Source organism: Mycobacterium interjectum, assembly GCF_900078675.2.
Taxonomy (GTDB): Bacteria; Actinomycetota; Actinomycetes; order Mycobacteriales; family Mycobacteriaceae; genus Mycobacterium; species Mycobacterium interjectum.
This window is the reverse complement of record NZ_LT546237.1, coordinates 3,803,420-3,820,708: the sequence shown is the minus strand read 5'-3', so window position 1 is coordinate 3,820,708 and position 17,289 is coordinate 3,803,420. Positions and strand designations below refer to the sequence as shown.

13 protein-coding genes and 6 pseudogenes are annotated in these 17,289 nt (G+C 70.1%); 13 read left to right on the top strand and 6 right to left on the bottom strand.

Annotation, left to right across the window (positions count from 1 at the left end):
* Positions 1-99 precede the first annotated feature (99 nt).
* Positions 100-1,353 (top strand): HNH endonuclease signature motif containing protein, encoded by a 1,254-nt coding sequence (locus BN4348_RS52790; RefSeq protein WP_066916512.1) that lies wholly within the window; start codon positions 100-102, stop codon positions 1,351-1,353.
* A gap of 136 nt (positions 1,354-1,489) precedes the next feature.
* Here the strand turns inward: BN4348_RS52790 and BN4348_RS52785 are convergent, their stop codons facing one another.
* Genes BN4348_RS52785 through mhuD form a run of 3 tightly spaced genes read right to left on the bottom strand, consistent with a single transcriptional unit; the run spans position 1,490 to position 3,912 of the window.
* Positions 1,490-2,248, bottom strand: a complete 759-nt coding sequence (locus BN4348_RS52785) for a hypothetical protein (RefSeq protein ID WP_066916510.1) — start codon at positions 2,246-2,248, stop codon at positions 1,490-1,492.
* Positions 2,249-2,252: 4 nt separating this feature from the next.
* Positions 2,253-3,599 (bottom strand): Cpe/LpqF family protein, encoded by a 1,347-nt coding sequence (locus BN4348_RS52780; protein ID WP_407937909.1) that lies wholly within the window; start codon positions 3,597-3,599, stop codon positions 2,253-2,255.
* On the bottom strand, positions 3,592-3,912 hold the full coding sequence (mhuD, locus tag BN4348_RS52775) for a mycobilin-forming heme oxygenase MhuD (protein ID WP_066916506.1): 321 nt from the start codon (positions 3,910-3,912) through the stop codon (positions 3,592-3,594). Before mhuD ends, BN4348_RS52780 begins: the two co-directional genes overlap by 8 nt.
* A 63-nt stretch (positions 3,913-3,975) precedes the next feature.
* Here mhuD and BN4348_RS52770 point away from each other — a divergent pair, with 63 nt between their 5' ends.
* Positions 3,976-4,743: an alpha/beta fold hydrolase gene (locus BN4348_RS52770; RefSeq protein WP_066916504.1), complete on the top strand. Its 768-nt coding sequence runs from the start codon at positions 3,976-3,978 to the stop codon at positions 4,741-4,743.
* Here the strand turns inward: BN4348_RS52770 and BN4348_RS52765 are convergent.
* Both BN4348_RS52765 and BN4348_RS52760 read right to left on the bottom strand, forming a co-directional pair.
* A complete protein-coding gene (locus BN4348_RS52765; RefSeq protein ID WP_066916502.1) occupies positions 4,727-6,424 on the bottom strand; it encodes a GMC oxidoreductase in 1,698 nt (565 codons plus the stop codon). The genes BN4348_RS52770 and BN4348_RS52765 overlap by 17 nt on opposite strands.
* Positions 6,417-7,205 (bottom strand): gluconate 2-dehydrogenase subunit 3 family protein, encoded by a 789-nt coding sequence (locus BN4348_RS52760; RefSeq protein ID WP_066916500.1) that lies wholly within the window; start codon positions 7,203-7,205, stop codon positions 6,417-6,419. Before BN4348_RS52760 ends, BN4348_RS52765 begins: the two co-directional genes overlap by 8 nt.
* Before the next feature lie 182 nt (positions 7,206-7,387).
* Between BN4348_RS52760 and BN4348_RS52755 the strand changes: the two genes are divergently transcribed.
* The 9 genes and pseudogenes from BN4348_RS52755 (at position 7,388) to BN4348_RS52715 (ending at position 14,770) form a co-directional block, all read left to right on the top strand.
* Positions 7,388-7,723 carry a lsr2/espR transcriptional regulator gene (locus tag BN4348_RS52755; protein ID WP_066916498.1) on the top strand — a complete coding sequence of 112 codons (336 nt, stop codon included), beginning with the start codon at positions 7,388-7,390 and terminating at the stop codon, positions 7,721-7,723.
* A gap of 5 nt (positions 7,724-7,728) precedes the next feature.
* On the top strand, positions 7,729-8,208 hold the full coding sequence (locus BN4348_RS52750; protein ID WP_066916496.1) for an NADH-quinone oxidoreductase subunit B family protein: 480 nt from the start codon (positions 7,729-7,731) through the stop codon (positions 8,206-8,208).
* Positions 8,205-9,422: pseudogene (locus tag BN4348_RS52745) on the top strand (proton-conducting transporter transmembrane domain-containing protein); the annotation flags it as partial. The gene BN4348_RS52750 and the pseudogene BN4348_RS52745, both read left to right, overlap by 4 nt.
* 106 nt (positions 9,423-9,528) lie before the next feature.
* Positions 9,529-10,488 (top strand): respiratory chain complex I subunit 1 family protein, encoded by a 960-nt coding sequence (locus tag BN4348_RS52740; protein WP_066916494.1) that lies wholly within the window; start codon positions 9,529-9,531, stop codon positions 10,486-10,488.
* Positions 10,485-11,147 (top strand): hypothetical protein, encoded by a 663-nt coding sequence (locus tag BN4348_RS52735; RefSeq protein ID WP_066916492.1) that lies wholly within the window; start codon positions 10,485-10,487, stop codon positions 11,145-11,147. Before BN4348_RS52740 ends, BN4348_RS52735 begins: the two co-directional genes overlap by 4 nt.
* Positions 11,147-11,743, top strand: a pseudogene (locus BN4348_RS52730) (proton-conducting transporter membrane subunit); the annotation flags it as partial. The gene BN4348_RS52735 and the pseudogene BN4348_RS52730, both read left to right, overlap by 1 nt.
* A pseudogene (locus tag BN4348_RS52725) lies at positions 11,683-12,528 on the top strand (respiratory chain complex I subunit 1 family protein); the annotation flags it as partial. The pseudogenes BN4348_RS52730 and BN4348_RS52725, both read left to right, overlap by 61 nt.
* Positions 12,525-13,169 (top strand): annotated as a pseudogene (locus BN4348_RS52720) (hypothetical protein); the annotation flags it as partial. The pseudogenes BN4348_RS52725 and BN4348_RS52720, both read left to right, overlap by 4 nt.
* 122 nt (positions 13,170-13,291) lie before the next feature.
* Positions 13,292-14,770: a hydrogenase large subunit gene (locus BN4348_RS52715; protein WP_066916490.1), complete on the top strand. Its 1,479-nt coding sequence runs from the start codon at positions 13,292-13,294 to the stop codon at positions 14,768-14,770.
* A 10-nt stretch (positions 14,771-14,780) separates the two neighbouring features.
* Here the strand turns inward: BN4348_RS52715 and BN4348_RS52710 are convergent.
* A pseudogene (locus BN4348_RS52710) lies at positions 14,781-15,041 on the bottom strand (A/G-specific adenine glycosylase); the annotation flags it as partial.
* A gap of 5 nt (positions 15,042-15,046) precedes the next feature.
* Between BN4348_RS52710 and BN4348_RS52705 the strand changes: the two are divergent.
* Both BN4348_RS52705 and BN4348_RS52700 read left to right on the top strand, forming a co-directional pair.
* Positions 15,047-15,805: pseudogene (locus BN4348_RS52705) on the top strand (proton-conducting transporter transmembrane domain-containing protein); the annotation flags it as partial.
* Positions 15,802-17,280: a hydrogenase large subunit gene (locus BN4348_RS52700; protein WP_066916490.1), complete on the top strand. Its 1,479-nt coding sequence runs from the start codon at positions 15,802-15,804 to the stop codon at positions 17,278-17,280. The pseudogene BN4348_RS52705 and the gene BN4348_RS52700, both read left to right, overlap by 4 nt.
* Positions 17,281-17,289: the final 9 nt, after the last annotated feature.

Here is a 17,289-nt window from a genome sequence, read left to right as displayed (position 1 = left end):
GGTAGCGCATACGGTATCGAATTCGTAAGTCACCTATGGCCCGAGTCAATCGCGCTCTGGCGGCCGGGATTTGTCGTACCCGGCTGTGATGATGGGATTATGTCGTCGGTCGCATCGTCTCCGTTGGGGGTGAATCGTAAGGGGCGTCTGGCGGTGCTTTTTGAGGAGTTGGCGGAGTTGGCCGGTCAGCGTAACGCCATTGATGGGCGCATCGTGGAGATCGCCGCGGAGATGGAGCGCGATGAGTTGTGCGGGTCCACCGGGGCGCGGTCGGTGGCGGCGTTGCTGGCCTGGAAGCTGGGCTCGTCGTCGGCCAATGCCCACACGATCACCATGGTGGCGCGCCGGCTGGGGGAGTTTCCGCGCTGCGCGGCGGGCTTGCGGGAGGGGCGGTTGTCGCTGGATCAGGTCGGGGCCATCGCCGCGCGCGCCGGTGAGGGATCCGATCGGCATTACGCGCAGTTGGCGCGGGTGGCCACGGTCAGCCAGCTGCGCACCGCGGTCAACCTCGAACCCCGACCCGAACCCGATTCCCGGCCGGACCCGCAGGCCTCGATCACCAAGACCTGCGGGGAGGAGTTGACGTGTTGGCGGATCAGGCTTCCCCATCTGGATGCGGCGAAGTTCGACGCGGCGCTGGCCTCACACCGCGAGGCGCTGATCGCCGAGTGGAAACGCGATCACGGCGATGCCGAGGGTACGGGCCATCCCGATCAGCGCCCGCCGCTGCCGGGCACCCTGGAGGCATTCCTGCGGCTGGTCGAGGCCGGCTGGGATGTTGAAGCGGCCCGCCGCCCGCACAGCCAACACACCACGGTGCTGGTGCACCTCGACGTCGCCGCGCGCGCCGCCGCCCTGCATCTGGGTCCACTGCTCACGCAGGCCGAACGCCAATACCTGAGCTGTGATGCCACCTGTGAAGTGTGGTTCGAACGCGACGGGCAGCCCCTCGGCGCCGGGCGCACCACCCGAGCGATCAGCCGGCGGCTGCGCCGCGCCCTGGAGCACCGCCACCGCAGCTGCGCGGTCCCGGGCTGCGGGGCCACCCGCGGCCTGCACGCCCACCACCTGCGGCACTGGGAAGACGGCGGGCCCACCGAGCTGGCCAACCTGGTCCTGGTCTGCCCCTATCACCACCGCGCCCACCACCAAGGCCACCTCACCCTCACCGGACCCGCCGACGCCCTGACCGTCACCGACAGCGACGGCCAACCCCTGCAGCCCGGATCACTGGCACGCCCACCCACCCAGGCCCCACCCGCCGTCAAGCCCTACCCCGGGCCCCTCGGCGAACGCGCCGACTGGTGGTGGTACGACCCCTTCCAACCCCAACCACCACCCAACAACAACTAGGCGCTGAACCTCGTTGAGGCGCAGGCGATCTACAGCGCGCGGCACAGATCGGGATCCCGGGCCGCCAAAGCATGCGGCTTGCCCCAGCATTGATACCGCATGCGGTATCGCCTCCGTCAGTCACCTATGCCCAGAGTCAATCGCGGCCCGGCGCGGCCGGTGTGATTTCCCAATTCGGTGGTTCGCGCAGCCAGGCCGTCGACGCCGCGGACCAGGCCGCGACGCTGGCGTAGGGTCCCGCTTCGCTGTGCGCGTAACCGGACCCATCGGTCGGGTCGAACGGGGTGGCCGAGATCTTGGGATGGGCCAGGAGCAATCCCGCGGGCGACAGGTGCACCGCATCCCAGGTCTCTGCGATCGCAGGCCAGTCCGGGAACTTACAGCCACCGGCCGTCACTGAGTGCGAGCCGATCAGGTCGGCCCAATCGCGGGCCGAATCGATCCGCGCGACACGAGCGCGCGCGGCGTCGAAATGCACCTCCCAGCGCGGGCGTTCGCGCTTCAGGTTCTCACCGCACAGGGTCCAGGTGTCTTCGCCGTCGGTGATGGGGGTGGAGGTCCAGAACGCGCCGTTCGGCAACGCGCTCAACGGCTCCCGATTGCCGATGCTCGGCGCGCGCAACCCGCTGAGGGTCCCCTGATGGATCTGCGGCGATCCAAACGCGGCTAGCCCCGACAGCGCCGCGAGCACCGCGGCGTCGAACGCGCGAAGCTCCGGATCGTCCACATCGAGGCCCGCTACGTCGAGCCAACGATCGGAGTAGAGATAGCCACCGACCGCCCAGGCCGCGGCACCGACGATCCGTTCCGGGCTCGCCAGGCCGCCGAAAGACCGCATGTCCTCGATGAACAGGCGTCCCGGGAAGGTATCCAGCAGCGATTCGGCGGCGCTCACCAGGTTATTGGGGCGCGATCAGCGCGAACACCTGCTTGGCCACCTGCAACATCCAGCCGGTCACGCCGGGCCCGTGATCGCGGGGCCAGTTCAGCTGGAAGCTGACCACCCACGGCTGCCGGTTCTTGTCCACGGCATACCAGCTGAATGTCAGATCGCCCGGCAGCCCACCGGCTTTCGCGCCGATATACGGCCACACGTCCCGGTCCAGCTGGATGCCGGCCACCGCGGCAAGGATCTGCCTGACCGGCGCGGCCGGGCCAACCGCGTCGGCCTGCAGCGCCGCATGCACGCGGCAGATGTCCTCGGCGCTGCCGTACCACTCGGCGCCGTAGGCCGAGGCCGGAGTGTGGGCGCGGGTCGGATCGGGTTCGTACGGCGTGGAATCCGCCTGTTCCAGCAGCTGGGCGCGGACCTGCGGGGAGCCGTGCTTCCATTGGTCGCGCAGGTCCGGTTTGCCCCAGCCGACGGAGAACAGCTCGTACATGGTGGGGAACGGCGTCATGCTGGCCGGATCGTGGTGGCCGGCCGTGGCGAGTGCCTCCTCGATGGCGCGCGTGCCCATCCGCCCGATGAGCAGGTCGGTGGCCATGTTGTCGCTAGTGGCGATCATCTTCTCGGCGGCCGTGCGCACCGAAACACGGGCTCCGACAGGCAGTTCCAGCCCCGACGAGCCCACCGCGCGGCTCTTGTCCGTGACGGTGAGCTGATCGTCCCACGACACGGTCCCGCGGCGAACCGCGCCGGCCAGGGCGTGCAGCACGTACAGCTTGAAAATCGATGCCAGGGGCAGGGATTCGCCCGTGTTGGTGCCCGCCACCGGGTCGCAGTGACCGTCGTCGACCTTGGCGACCTGGTAGGAGTAGCGGGCGCCGGTCTTGCTCAGCACCGCGTCGACGTCGTGCCAGGAGTTGACCTTCGGCGCCTGCGTGTCGACGTCGAACCGGTCCACCCGGCCGTCGTCGTCGGTGTGTATCCGGATGTCCTGGTGCGCGCCGTACGAGGTGACCAGGTGCAGGGTGGCTGCGCTCGCGCCGATGTCGACGCCGGCGAGGGTGAACGGGCGATCCCACCACAGCCCCTCCATCGTGGTCTCGACCGACTCGACTTTGTTGGGCGCGGCGAGGGTGCCGACACCGACCGGGCCGATCGGCCAGTCCGAGTTCAGCATGTCCAGAGTCTGCTGGGCCCGGACGCCGGGGGGCGTCCGGGTGTCGATCTGCCGCCCCGGGTTGGCAGCGTTCGCCTGCGGGGCGGGCGGGGGCGCGCAACCCGGCGCCAGCGTCACCACCAGAGCCGCGGCGGCGCCCAACGCCGCCACGCGGCGCCGCGTCGACCGACCGCTAGCCACCCTGCTTGGTGCCGGCAACGTCCATCACGACCTCGAATTCCAGCAGCGACGCCCCGGTCGCCACGGGGTTGGCCCGCTCGCCGGCATGGGCCTCGATGGCGGGTCCCTTCGCCCAGGCCTGGAAGGCATCTTCGGACTCCCAGTGCGTCACCACGAAGTAGCGGTTTTCGCCCTTGATGGGACGCAGCAGCTGGAAGCCGAGGAAGCCGGGTTGCCGATCGACCGCGTGCGCGCGGTGGGCGAACCGCTTCTCCAGTTCGGGGCCGGCGTCCGCGGGCACCTCGATTGCGTTGATCTTCACCACGTGCGGCATTGGGCTAGGCTACCGCGCCGCCCGCGTTGTCCAACCCCCGGGCGGGCCCCGCAAGATGGTGGTATGCCCAACGATCTGTTGACCTGCCACGGCGGCCGTGGCGAGCCGTTGGTGCTGGTGCATGGCCTGATGGGCCGCGGTACCACCTGGTCGCGGCAGCTGCCGTGGCTGGCCCGGTTGGGCACCGTCTACACCTACGACGCCCCGTGGCACCGCGGCCGCGACGTCGACGATCCACACCCGATCAGCACCGAACGCTTCGTGGCCGACCTGGCCGATGCGGTCGGCGCCCTGGGGGCGCCGGCCAGGCTGGTGGGGCATTCGATGGGCGCCCTGCACTCGTGGTGCCTGGCCGCCGAGCGTCCGGAGCTGGTGTCGGCGCTGGTGGTCGAGGACATGGCGCCGGACTTCCGGGGCCGAACCACCGGGCCGTGGGAGCCGTGGCTGCACGCCCTTCCGGTCGAATTCGATTCTGCCGAGCAGGTTTTCGACGAATTCGGGCCGGTCGCCGGCCGGTATTTCCTGGACGCCTTCGACCGCACCCAAAGCGGGTGGCGGTTGCACGGGCACACCTCGCGATGGATCGAGATCGCCGCCGAATGGGGCACCCGTGACTACTGGGCGCAGTGGGAGGCCGTGCGAGCCCCGGCGCTGCTCGTCGAGGCCGGCAACTCAGTCACCCCGCCGGGCCAGATGCGCGCGATGGCCGAAACAGGTTCCCCGACAACCTATTTGCACGTCCCGCAGGCCGGCCACCTGGTCCACGACGAAGCGCCACAGGAGTACCGGGAAGCGGTGGAATCGTTCCTGGCGGCTACCGCCGGCCGGTGAGCCCCAACGCGGTGCGCAGCGCGACCGCCATGAGGGTGTTGGTCGGGTTCTGGCAGCCCGAGGTGACGAACACGCTGCCGTCGGCGACGTAAACGTTGTCCATCTGGTGCATTCGCCCGTTCGGGTCGACGACGCTCGTCGCCGGGGACACGCCCATCTGCATGCCGCCCATGACGTGCTTGGTGTTGGGCGGCGTGCCGCCGCTCAACTTCCGCTCCAGGCCGTCCGGGATGGCGGCGAACAGCTGAGCGCCGGCGGCCGCCATCATCGCGGTGATGGGCACCAGGAAAAACGTTTGCGCGACCGCCTCGTGCCTGCCGGGCGCCCAGGTCACGCGCGCCACCGGCTGGCCGTTGAGGTCGGTGACCGTCGGGTCGAGGGTGACGTTGTTGGTCAGGTAGGGCAGGTCGGTGCCGATGAAGTTGACGCCGGCGAGCCGGTCGCGCAGCAGCGAGGCGCGCATCAGGTCCTTGAACGGGCTGCCGAACAGCTGCACCCCCGGCAGGAACCCCAGGATCTCCTGGTAGAACTTGCCCTCGGTGATCGGGTCCTGGCTCCCGCCCAGCTCGCACAGCCCGCCGCGGATGTAGGGCAGCCCGGCCAGTTTCGCCGCGAGGCGGGCCCCGGGGAAGTTGGGGTCGCAGAAATCCTCCATGCACTGCGTGATCGAGCGGCCGCGATAGGCGTGCACGCGCTGGTCGAGGTAGATGCCGAACCCGTCGACGAAGTTGTGGAACATCAGCCGGGCGCCGATGCGTCCGCTGGCGTCCGGCAGGCCGGAGAGCAGCGCCAGCCGTGACGTCTCGATCGCCGAGGCGGCCAGCACCACCAGGTCGGCGCTCTCCCCGCCGGGATTGCCCTGCGGGTCGAGATAGGAGACGCCGGTGGCGCGCCGGCCGGTGAAGTTAACCTTGGTGACGGTGGTTTCGGGGTGCAACTGCGTCCGCCCGGTCCGCAGCGCCAGGCGCAGCGGCGCCAGCGCGCCCACCCGGGCCGAGATCGGGCAGCCGTAATTGCTGCAGAACCCGCAGTTGTTGCACGCGGGGCGGCCGTCGTACTCGACCGAATTGATCGCGGTCGGAAACGGATACGGGTGCAGCCCAATGCGCTTGGCCCCCTTGGCGATGAGCGTGGAGGAGCGCTGCTGCGGTCCCGGCGGCATCGGGAAATTCTGCGTGCGCGGCGCGTGCTTGAAGGAGAGCGCGGGGATCGCCCGGACGTCGCCCTGCGTCCCGAGCAGCGTTTCGATCGTGTCGTAGTAGGGGGCGATCTCGCTGTATTCGAACGGCCAATCCTGCACGTCCGCGCCGGGCTGCGGGCCCAGCATCGACAGCCCCTTGAAGTCGATGTCCCAAAACCGTGGGACCTTCGCATCCCAGTGCGTGGTTCCGCCACCGACGGTCACCGGGAGTTCGTTGACCGGCCCGACGTAGCTGGCCGCCTGGCTGGCGTTGGCGCGAAACGTGCGCGGATAGGCCAGGGGGTCCGGTTGCTCGAAATAGCGGTACAACGACTTGAGTTCGTCGTTGGAGAACGTCGTCCCGAGGGGGCCGGTGCCGTCGAGGTTGGTGTAGTAGTTCGACCCCTTCTCGAATATCACGACGTCCCAACCATTTTGGGCGAGCTCCATCGCCACCGTCGACCCGCCGGCGCCGGAGCCAACGATGATCGCCTTAGGCACTCACGCCGCCCCTTCCGCCCAATTTGGAGACCACCTGTTCCCAGCCGTGGCGCAGCCGGTTGATGATGTCGGTGACGATCACCACGTCCCACTGGATCGCTTCGACCTGGGCGGGGGTGTATCCGCGCGGCTGGGAGTCCCCGGGGTACTTGATGTCCTGCCAACCGACCAGGTTCGCGTTGCCGCCGTATTCGGGGACGCTGTACATCGCCTCGATGGTGTGGCCGAACAGGACGCTTGCGAAGGCCGCCGCCGGCCCGTGGGCCAGGATGAGGTCCTGCCGGACGGGCTGCACCGCGGTGAAGTCGCCGCCGGCCTGCTGGTCCAGCAGCGCGATGCCGCTGGTGTACTGGTTGCGAAGCTGCGTCAGCCGCTGTTGCCACCCGTACGCCTGGGCGCGGTTGAGCGGGACGAAGGTGGCCATGTAGTCCTGGGAGCCGCCGGCGCGGTTGCTCCATGGGCCGCCGGCGTGCACATCGGCCGGCGCGACGTCGAACACCGACAGCATCCGGTCCAGGTAGTTCACCACGTTCGCCTCGTGCGCCCCGGGGCTGCCGGACTCCACCGGGCAGTCTTGCGGCCCGGGGACCAGCCGGCGGGTGGCGGCGTCGAGCACCGCTGCCTGGTGCGGCGACAGGAATCGATAGCCCGGGTCGGCCGACGCGGCGGGCAGCGGCCCCCGCATGGTGGCGGCCAGCGGCAGCAGGCTCAGGCCGCCGAGCACCGCGCGCCGGGACACCGGCGGCAAGCGGGATCCTTCGGCGGCCTCCTCGCTGGGCACATCGGCAGGGTAAGACGCGGATTTGAGTCTCCGGTGGAACGGCCGCCCGGCGGCGTGTCGGGTTGCGCCGACGCCGGACTCTGCGATACCGGGCGGACCCTCGCCGCGCGGGCCGAGGCGCAATCTGATAAATTCTTCAACTGTTCATACCTAGGATCCAATGAATCTTCAGGAGAGCTGGCGTGTCGGAGCCGCTGTACAAGGTCAAGGCCGATTTCTTCAAGACGTTGGGCCATCCGGCGCGGATCAGGGTCCTCGAGCTGCTCGTCGCCGGGGACAAGTCGGTCGCCGAACTGCTGCCCGAGGTCGGGCTGGAATCGTCGAACCTGTCCCAGCAGCTGGGGGTCTTGCGCCGGGCGGGTGTGGTCGACGCGCACCGGGACGGCAACACGATGATCTACTCGATCGCCTCACCGGATATCGCCGAACTGCTCTTGGTGGCGCGCAAGGTTCTGACCGGGGTGCTCAGCGACCGGGTGGCGCTGTTGGAGGACCTGCGCGCCGGGAGCGCGCAGTAGCGTTCATGGGCTGGATTCGTAAGGCCTTCGGCGTCGGCCGGATCGCCGAACCCGCGGGACCGTTACCGCCGCCGGCGATGAAACCGGTTGCGGGAGTGCGTGGTTCGCTGCAGATCCGGCATGTCGACGCGGGATCCTGCAATGGATGCGAAGTCGAGATCGCGGGCGCATTCGGCCCGGTGTACGACGCCGAGCGATTCGGCGCGCGCCTGGTGGCGTCCCCCCGGCACGCGGACGCGCTGCTGGTCACCGGCGTCGTGACACACAACATGGCCGGTCCGCTGCGCGCCACGATCGATGCCACGCCCCGGCCGCGACGGGTGATCGCCTGTGGAGACTGCGCGATCAACCGCGGCGTCTTCGCCGATGCCTACGGTGTGGTCGGCGCGGTCGCCGAGGTGGTGCCGGTCGATCTGGAAATCCCGGGCTGCCCGCCGACGCCGGGCCAGATCATCGAGGCCCTCCGAGCGGTGACCGGCAAATGACGACGCAATTGACGGCTCACCCCGTCCATGCGCCGAACCTCTCGCCCCGCAACGGTTTCCGACCCGCGTCGGCGGGGGCGCTGACGTCGCTGCTGGGTTTCGGTGGGGTATGGGCGGGCCTGATCGGGATGTTCGGCTCGGTGCGAGAAGTCCGCATCGGGTGGTTACTGCCGCTATCGGGGGTGCAGCTGAGCCTCGACCCGTTGGGCGGGTTCTTCATGGCGCTCACCGGCGCGGTCGCGGTCGTCGTCGGGCTGTACACGATCGGGTATGCCCAGCGCGGCCAGCTGGGCAGTGCGACGCTCGCGGTGTTGCCATTGTTCGTCGCGGCGATGCTCGCCGTGCCCGCGGCCGGTTCGGTGACCACCTTCGCGTTGGCGTGGGAGTTGATGGCGGTCGCGTCGTTGGTGTTGGTGCTGGCCGAACACACCCGCCCGCAGGTTCGCGCCGCCGCCCTGGTGTACGCGGTGATGACCCAGTTGGGGTTCGCCGCGATCCTGATCGGACTGATGGTGCTGTCGGCGGCCGGCGGCGCAAACCGGTTCGCCGAGCTGCATCGGATATCGCCGGGCGCCTGCAACGCCGTGTTCCTGCTGACGGTCGCGGGGTTCGGGTCCAAGGCCGGGCTGGTGCCGCTGCACGCCTGGCTGCCGCGCGCCCATCCGGAGGCGCCCAGCCCGGTGTCGGCGCTGATGAGCGCGGCCATGGTAAACCTGGGCGTCTACGGCATCTGCCGTTTCGATCTGCAGCTGCTGGGCCCGGGTCCCCGCTGGTGGGGCCTGGTCCTGATGGTTGTCGGCGGGGTTTCGGCGCTCTATGGCGTGATGCAGGCCTCGGTGGCCACGGACCTCAAGCGGTTGCTTGCGTATTCGACGACCGAGAACCTCGGGTTGATCACGCTGGCCTTGGGAGCCGCGACCCTCTTCGCCGCCACCGGTGCACACCGGCCGGCGACGATCGCCGCCGCGGCGGCCATGCTGCACCTGATCGCGCACGCGGCGTTCAAGAGTCTCGGCTTCCTGGCCGCGGGCTCCGTGCTGGGCGCCACCGGGCTGCGTGACCTCGACCGGCTGGGCGGTCTGGCTCGCCGGATGCCGGCGACCACCGCCCTGTTCGGGGTGGCAGCGCTCGGCGCGTGTGGGCTACCGCTGGGCGCCGGGTTCGTCAGCGAGTGGCTGCTGGTCCAGTCGCTGATCCACACCGCCGCAGAACACGTCGCGGTGTTGGNGCGGCGTTGGTCCGGCGCGCCCACACCGGCAGCGTGCACCTGTATCTGGCCTACGGCGCGCTCGGTGTGCTGATCGTGCTGGTGGTCGCCCGATGAACGTCCTTTCCTACGTCGCGGGCGCGGTGCAAATCGGCGCCGTGATGGCCGGCGCGCCGCTGGTGGTCGGCCTGACCCGCCAGGTGCGCGCACGCTGGGAAGGCCGCGTGGGCGGCGGCATCCTGCAGCCGTGGCGCGACATCGTCAAACAGCTTGGCAAGCAACAGATCACGCCGCGCGGGACAACAGTGGTATTCGCGGCCGCTCCCGCCGTCGTCGCCGGCTCGACGCTGCTGATCGCCGCGATCGCGCCGCTGGTCGCCACCGGATCCCCACTGGACGCCAGCGCCGACCTGTTCGCCGTCGTCGGCCTGCTGTTCGTGGGCACCGTCGCGTTGACCTTGGCCGGCATCGACACCGGCACCTCGTTCGGCGGCATGGGAGCCAGTCGCGAGATCACCATCGCCGCGCTCGTCGAACCCACGATCCTGCTGGCGGTCTTCGCGGTATCGATGCCGGCGGGGTCGGCGAATCTCGGTGCCCTGGTGGCGCACACCGTCGCTCACCCCGGGCAGGTGGTGTCGCTGGCCGCGGTGCTGGCGTTCACCGCGCTGGTGATCGTCATCGTCGCCGAAACCGGACGCCTGCCGGTCGATAACCCGGCGACCCACCTCGAGCTGACGATGGTGCACGAGGCCATGGTTCTCGAATACGCCGGTCCGCGACTGGCATTGGTCGAGTGGGCGACCGGGATGCGGCTGACGGTGTTACTGGCGCTGCTGGCAAACCTGTTTGCGCCGTGGGGCATTGCGGGCGGCCGGCCCGGCGCTGTGGGCGTCGTCGTCGGCCTCGTGGCGGTGGCCGCCAAGGTCGCGGTCCTGGCGGGACTGTTGGCAACCGTCGAGGTGTTCGTCGCCAAGCTCCGGCTGTTCCGGGTTCCCGAGTTGCTGGCCGGGTCGTTTCTGCTGGCGCTGCTCGCGGTCGTCGCGGCCAACTTCTTCGGGGTGCCGGCATGACGTACAGCACTTTTGCGGTCCTCGTCGACCTGGCCGCCGGCGGATTGCTGCTGGCCGCGGTGCTGATCGTGTGGCGCCGCGACCTGAGGGCCATCGTCCGCCTGCTGGCCTGGCAGGGAGTCGCCCTGGCGGCCATCCCGGTGCTGCGCGGTGTGTATGACGGCGACGGCGCGCTGATCGGTGTTGGCGTCGCCGTGCTGGCGTTGCGGGCCGCGGTGTTGCCGCGGCTGCTGGCGCGCGCGGTCGGCGCGGAGTCGCAATGTCACCGCGAAGCCACCCCGCTGGTCAACACCGCGACCTCGCTGCTCATCACCGCGGCGCTGACGCTGGCCGCCTTCGCCGCCACCGGTTCCCTGGTGAACCTACAGCCCGCGGCCACCACCACCGCGGTGCCGGCCGCCATGGCGGTGGTGCTCATCGCGTTGCTGGTCATGGTCACCCGGCGGCACGCGGTGTCGCAGGCCGCGGGATTCCTCCTGCTGGACAACGGAATCGCCGCGACCGCGTTCTTGCTCACCGCCGGGGTGCCGCTGATCGTGGAACTGGGCGCCTCGCTGGACGTGCTGTTCGCGGTCATCGTGATCGGCGTCCTGACCGGCCGGTTGTCCCGCGCGTTCGGTGGCGCGGACCTGGACGCACTGCAGGAGTTACACGACTGATGATGGGACTCCTGCTCGCCGCGATCCTCGCGCCCGTCGGTGCGTCGATCGCCACCCTGATCGCCGGATGGCGCAGGGCCACCGCGGCATTGATCGTCGTCTCGGCAGTGTGCGTGCTCGGTTGCGGCGCGGCCCTCGGGGTGCTCACCCGATCGGGCACGCGGTTCGCGCTGGGCGGGCTGCTGCGAGTCGACGCCCTCACCGTCACGATGTTGATCGTCATCGGAAGCGTTGCGACGCTGGCGACCTGGGCCAGCATCGGCTACGTGAACGCCGAACTTGCGCACGGGCATACCGATGCGCGGGGCGCCCGCGAATACGGCGCGCTGACCGCGGCCTTCGTGGCGGCGATGGTCGTCGCGGTGTGCGCCAACAACATCGGCATCGTCTGGATCGCCATCGAAGCCACCACGGTGATCACCGCGTTTCTGGTTGGGCACCGCCGCACCCGCGGCGCGCTCGAGGCGACGTGGAAGTACGTCGTGATCTGCTCGGTCGGCATCGCGATCGCATTCCTGGGCACGGTGCTGCTCTACTACGCCGCCGAGCACGCGGGGGCGCCGGCCGCGGCCGCCCTGAACCTCGACGTGCTCGCGGCGCGCGCNGGACAACAGTGGTATTCGCGGCCGCTCCCGCCGTCGTCGCCGGCTCGACGCTGCTGATCGCCGCGATCGCGCCGCTGGTCGCCACCGGATCCCCACTGGACGCCAGCGCCGACCTGTTCGCCGTCGTCGGCCTGCTGTTCGTGGGCACCGTCGCGTTGACCTTGGCCGGCATCGACACCGGCACCTCGTTCGGCGGCATGGGAGCCAGTCGCGAGATCACCATCGCCGCGCTCGTCGAACCCACGATCCTGCTGGCGGTCTTCGCGGTATCGATGCCGGCGGGGTCGGCGAATCTCGGTGCCCTGGTGGCGCACACCGTCGCTCACCCCGGGCAGGTGGTGTCGCTGGCCGCGGTGCTGGCGTTCACCGCGCTGGTGATCGTCATCGTCGCCGAAACCGGACGCCTGCCGGTCGATAACCCGGCGACCCACCTCGAGCTGACGATGGTGCACGAGGCCATGGTTCTCGAATACGCCGGTCCGCGACTGGCATTGGTCGAGTGGGCGACCGGGATGCGGCTGACGGTGTTACTGGCGCTGCTGGCAAACCTGTTTGCGCCGTGGGGCATTGCGGGCGGCCGGCCCGGCGCTGTGGGCGTCGTCGTCGGCCTCGTGGCGGTGGCCGCCAAGGTCGCGGTCCTGGCGGGACTGTTGGCAACCGTCGAGGTGTTCGTCGCCAAGCTCCGGCTGTTCCGGGTTCCCGAGTTGCTGGCCGGGTCGTTTCTGCTGGCGCTGCTCGCGGTCGTCGCGGCCAACTTCTTCGGGGTGCCGGCATGACGTACAGCACTTTTGCGGTCCTCGTCGACCTGGCCGCCGGCGGATTGCTGCTGGCCGCGGTGCTGATCGTGTGGCGCCGCGACCTGAGGGCCATCGTCCGCCTGCTGGCCTGGCAGGGAGTCGCCCTGGCGGCCATCCCGGTGCTGCGCGGTGTGTATGACGGCGACGGCGCGCTGATCGGTGTTGGCGTCGCCGTGCTGGCGTTGCGGGCCGCGGTGTTGCCGCGGCTGCTGGCGCGCGCGGTCGGCGCGGAGTCGCAATGTCACCGCGAAGCCACCCCGCTGGTCAACACCGCGACCTCGCTGCTCATCACCGCGGCGCTGACGCTGGCCGCCTTCGCCGCCACCGGTTCCCTGGTGAACCTACAGCCCGCGGCCACCACCACCGCGGTGCCGGCCGCCATGGCGGTGGTGCTCATCGCGTTGCTGGTCATGGTCACCCGGCGGCACGCGGTGTCGCAGGCCGCGGGATTCCTCCTGCTGGACAACGGAATCGCCGCGACCGCGTTCTTGCTCACCGCCGGGGTGCCGCTGATCGTGGAACTGGGCGCCTCGCTGGACGTGCTGTTCGCGGTCATCGTGATCGGCGTCCTGACCGGCCGGTTGTCCCGCGCGTTCGGTGGCGCGGACCTGGACGCACTGCNGCCGAAAACGGTGGCGGCGGCCCTGGTCGTCGGCGTCGCCGCGTCGCTGGTCCTCGGCGTCACGGCCGGCCCGCTGACCGGCCTGTTCACCACCGCGGCGACCGACGCCGGGGCACCGCGATGAGCCGACACTGGCTGCACCACAGACTGTCCCAGGAGAGTATCGCGGAGATGGCGGAAGAATTGCTGGGCAAGGGTTTTCGCCTTGCCCTGGTGGCCGCCCACGACGACGCCGACGTATTCCGTGTCGTTTACCTGTTTTTGGCCGGCCGCCCCGATCGCCGCATCGAGCTCGAATGCGCGGTGGGCAAGGACGATCCGGCGCTGCACTCGCTGGCGTACCTGTCGTTCGCGGCCGGCCGCTTCGAGCGCGAGATGGCCGACCTGTATGGAATCCGGCCACTCGGGCATCCCAAAGCGCGCCGACTGGTGCGGCACGCTCATTGGCCCGAGGAGTGGTATCCCATGCGCGGCAACGCCGGGCCCGCGCCGCGCTTCGACCGCGTCGGTGCTTTCCCGTTCGTCACCGTCGAGGGGCCCGGGGTGTACGAGATTCCGGTGGGCCCGGTGCACGCCGGGCTGATCGAGCCCGGTCATTTCCGCTTCTCGGTCGCCGGTGAAAGCGTGCTGCGGCTCAAGGCCCGGCTGTGGTTCGTACACCGAGGTTTGGAAAGGCTCTTCCAGGGCCGGCCGGCCGGCGGGGCCGTCGAGCTGGCCGAGCGCGTCAGCGGCGACACCTCCGTCGGGCACGCCCTGGCCCACAGCCTGGCCGTCGAGGACGGGCTCGGGATCGAACTGCCCGACGAGGCGCACCGCCTGCGGGCGCTGCTCGTCGAACTCGAACGGCTCTACAATCACGTCGCCGATCTGGGGGCGCTGGCCAACGACGTCGGGTTCGCCCTCGCCAACGCCCACGCTCAACGCGTCCGCGAGAAACTGCTGCGGCTCAACGCGAATGTCGCCGGACACCGGCTGCTTCGCGGTGCCATCCGCCCCGGCGCGGTCGCGCTGCGGGCGCTTCCCGACGCCGACGACCTGCGGTCCATCGCGGCCGACGTCGCGGAGATCGCCGACCTGACCCTGCGCAACTCCGGGGTGTACGACAGGTTCGCCGGCACGGCCGTGCTGCACGATGAGGACGCGCAGGCCCTTGGCTGCCTGGGCTATGTCGCGCGGGCCAGCGGCATCCGCACCGACGCCCGGCTCGAACACCCGACCACCACGCTGCCCGTGACCGAGGTCGGCGCCGCCGCGGGCGATGTGCTGGCCCGCTACACGGTGCGGCGCGACGAATTCGCCGCGTCCACCGAACTGGTCTGTCACCTGATCGAATCGCACACCGGTGCGATCGAATACACCGAGGAACTGCCGACGCTGCGCGCGCCGCGAAGCGGGATCGGCATCGTCGAAGGATGGCGCGGCACCCTTGTTCACCGCGTCGAGATCGACGCCGCCAATCGCATCACCCGAGCGAAGATCGTCGACCCCTCGTGGTTCAACTGGCCCGCGCTGCCCGTCGCGATGGCCGACACCATCGTCCCGGACTTTCCGCTGGCCAACAAAAGCTTCAACCAGTCCTACGCCGGCAACGATCTCTGATCGACGCCGGCTACCCCTCGCCCAGTAGCGCGAACCGGCCGTCGACCGTCCTGGTCACCAGGCCGTCGGCCAGCAGCGAATCCAGCGCGCGGTCGCGCTGCGCCGGATCGGTCAACCATGCCACGTCCAGCTCCGCCCGGGTGACCGGGGAATCGTTGGCGCGCAAGACATCCAGCAGCCGCCCGCGGACTTGGCGGTCGGTGCCGGCGTACGTCTGCGCCCGCCGGGCCGGCCCTTGCACGGGGGGACAGCCCGCCCCCCGCCACGCGCACCGNCCACAGCCAGGCCCCGGCGCCGGTTTCGGCGCTGATGAGCGGGGTGCTGCTGTCGGTGGCGTTTTCGGTGCTGATCCGCATCAAGCCGATCGTCGCGGCGGCGGCCGGGCCCGCGTTCATGCGGTCGGGTTTGCTGGTGATCGGGTTGGCGACTTTGGTGATAGCGGCCCTGATGCTGACGCTGACGCCCGACATCAAACGGATGCTCGCCTACTCGTCCATGGAGAACATGGGGCTGATCGCGATCGCGGCGGCCGCCGGAACCACGCTGGCCATCGCGGCGGTGCTGTTGCACGTCCTCGCCCACGGCATGGGCAAGACGGTCCTGTTCCTGGCGACCGGTCAGCTGCAGGCCGCGCACGGCTCCACCGCGATCGCCGACGTCGGCGCGGTGCTGCGGCGCTCCCGCCTGATCGGACTATCGCTGGCCGTCGGCGTGGTCGTGCTGCTCGGGCTGCCGCCGTTCGCGATGTTCGCCAGCGAGTTGGCCATCGCCCGATCGCTGGCCGATGCCCGGCTGACGTGGGCCCTGGGGCCGGCACTGCTGCTGATCGTGGTCGCGTTCGGTGCGCTGGCGCGCAATTGCGGGCGAATCCTGCTGGGCGAGCGCCCCGCGGGCACACCGGAAATCGCCGTGCCGAAAACGGTGGCGGCGGCCCTGGTCGTCGGCGTCGCCGCGTCGCTGGTCCTCGGCGTCACGGCCGGCCCGCTGACCGGCCTGTTCACCACCGCGGCGACCGACGCCGGGGCACCGCGATGAGCCGACACTGGCTGCACCACAGACTGTCCCAGGAGAGTATCGCGGAGATGGCGGAAGAATTGCTGGGCAAGGGTTTTCGCCTTGCCCTGGTGGCCGCCCACGACGACGCCGACGTATTCCGTGTCGTTTACCTGTTTTTGGCCGGCCGCCCCGATCGCCGCATCGAGCTCGAATGCGCGGTGGGCAAGGACGATCCGGCGCTGCACTCGCTGGCGTACCTGTCGTTCGCGGCCGGCCGCTTCGAGCGCGAGATGGCCGACCTGTATGGAATCCGGCCACTCGGGCATCCCAAAGCGCGCCGACTGGTGCGGCACGCTCATTGGCCCGAGGAGTGGTATCCCATGCGCGGCAACGCCGGGCCCGCGCCGCGCTTCGACCGCGTCGGTGCTTTCCCGTTCGTCACCGTCGAGGGGCCCGGGGTGTACGAGATTCCGGTGGGCCCGGTGCACGCCGGGCTGATCGAGCCCGGTCATTTCCGCTTCTCGGTCGCCGGTGAAAGCGTGCTGCGGCTCAAGGCCCGGCTGTGGTTCGTACACCGAGGTTTGGAAAGGCTCTTCCAGGGCCGGCCGGCCGGCGGGGCCGTCGAGCTGGCCGAGCGCGTCAGCGGCGACACCTCCGTCGGGCACGCCCTGGCCCACAGCCTGGCCGTCGAGGACGGGCTCGGGATCGAACTGCCCGACGAGGCGCACCGCCTGCGGGCGCTGCTCGTCGAACTCGAACGGCTCTACAATCACGTCGCCGATCTGGGGGCGCTGGCCAACGACGTCGGGTTCGCCCTCGCCAACGCCCACGCTCAACGCGTCCGCGAGAAACTGCTGCGGCTCAACGCGAATGTCGCCGGACACCGGCTGCTTCGCGGTGCCATCCGCCCCGGCGCGGTCGCGCTGCGGGCGCTTCCCGACGCCGACGACCTGCGGTCCATCGCGGCCGACGTCGCGGAGATCGCCGACCTGACCCTGCGCAACTCCGGGGTGTACGACAGGTTCGCCGGCACGGCCGTGCTGCACGATGAGGACGCGCAGGCCCTTGGCTGCCTGGGCTATGTCGCGCGGGCCAGCGGCATCCGCACCGACGCCCGGCTCGAACACCCGACCACCACGCTGCCCGTGACCGAGGTCGGCGCCGCCGCGGGCGATGTGCTGGCCCGCTACACGGTGCGGCGCGACGAATTCGCCGCGTCCACCGAACTGGTCTGTCACCTGATCGAATCGCACACCGGTGCGATCGAATACACCGAGGAACTGCCGACGCTGCGCGCGCCGCGAAGCGGGATCGGCATCGTCGAAGGATGGCGCGGCACCCTTGTTCACCGCGTCGAGATCGACGCCGCCAATCGCATCACCCGAGCGAAGATCGTCGACCCCTCGTGGTTCAACTGGCCCGCGCTGCCCGTCGCGATGGCCGACACCATCGTCCCGGACTTTCCGCTGGCCAACAAAAGCTTCAACCAGTCCTACGCCGGCAACGATCTCTGATCGACGCCG

What these genes read in the sequence shown, in the direction of transcription:
- BN4348_RS52790 (WP_066916512.1), top strand. Translation starts at nt 100, where the DNA reads ATGTCGTCGGTCGCATCGTCTCCGTTGGGGGTGAATCGTAAGGGGCGT.
- BN4348_RS52740 (WP_066916494.1), top strand. Translation starts at nt 9,529, where the DNA reads ATGAACGTCCTTTCCTACGTCGCGGGCGCGGTGCAAATCGGCGCCGTG.
- BN4348_RS52750 (WP_066916496.1), top strand. Translation starts at nt 7,729, where the DNA reads ATGGGCTGGATTCGTAAGGCCTTCGGCGTCGGCCGGATCGCCGAACCC.
- BN4348_RS52715 (WP_066916490.1), top strand. Translation starts at nt 13,292, where the DNA reads ATGAGCCGACACTGGCTGCACCACAGACTGTCCCAGGAGAGTATCGCG.
- BN4348_RS52770 (WP_066916504.1), top strand. Translation starts at nt 3,976, where the DNA reads ATGCCCAACGATCTGTTGACCTGCCACGGCGGCCGTGGCGAGCCGTTG.
- BN4348_RS52735 (WP_066916492.1), top strand. Translation starts at nt 10,485, where the DNA reads ATGACGTACAGCACTTTTGCGGTCCTCGTCGACCTGGCCGCCGGCGGA.
- mhuD (WP_066916506.1), bottom strand. Translation starts at nt 3,912, where the DNA reads ATGCCGCACGTGGTGAAGATCAACGCAATCGAGGTGCCCGCGGACGCC.
- BN4348_RS52700 (WP_066916490.1), top strand. Translation starts at nt 15,802, where the DNA reads ATGAGCCGACACTGGCTGCACCACAGACTGTCCCAGGAGAGTATCGCG.